Source organism: Vibrio sp. 2033 (genome assembly GCF_033339735.1).
On sequence record NZ_JAWOVC010000559.1, the window covers coordinates 1 to 602 of the forward strand.

Consider the following 602-nt stretch of genomic DNA (forward strand, 5'->3'; position numbering starts at 1 on the left):
ATCTTAATAACCATCTTTTTGCTCAACTGGAACGCCTATCCGATGAGAGCACGAAAGGCGAGGCGCTTTTGGAAGAGATCAAACGAGCCAAGGCAGTGAGCTCGATATCAAAAGACATTATCAATAATGCCTCAGTCGCCTTAGATGCCGCCAAATTCCAAAACGACTATCGAAACGCACCAATACCGGAGCAATTGCAATGCAAAGAAGAAAAAGTGATTACACATCAGAAATGAAAGCTTTCTTAGCTGAGCGTTATCCAGTTGCACCGGTTAGCAGTTGGGTAGATGAGTTCAATGCGAAGTTCAACACCAACAAGAACAAAAAAGCATTAACAAGCTCATGCAAGCGGTTTGGGATCAAGTCAGGGCGAACCGGTCGCTTTGAAAAGAACAGTGTCCCACATAACAAAGGCAAACCATTCCCACTGAGAGGCAAAGCTAAGGAAACCGCGTTTGGTGGGATACGCAGTAATAAATCTGATGATGAAAAGCCTCTTGGTTCGACTCGGATTGACAGCAAAGACGGATACTTACTGGTAAAAGTTAGAATGGGAACTAACGCTTATGAACTGGCTCACCGTGTTCTGTGGGAACAGCATT

The 602-nt window shown here is 44.5% G+C and carries 1 protein-coding gene and 1 pseudogene; both read left to right on the plus strand.

Translation table 11 applies throughout. The features are described 5' to 3' along the window. Window positions 1–236 (plus strand): hypothetical protein (locus tag R7P74_RS27780; protein ID WP_318123894.1); only part of this gene is annotated, 236 nt, incomplete at its 5' end. Further along, window positions 200–602, plus strand: a pseudogene (locus R7P74_RS27785) (hypothetical protein); the annotation flags it as partial. The gene R7P74_RS27780 and the pseudogene R7P74_RS27785, both read left to right, overlap by 37 nt.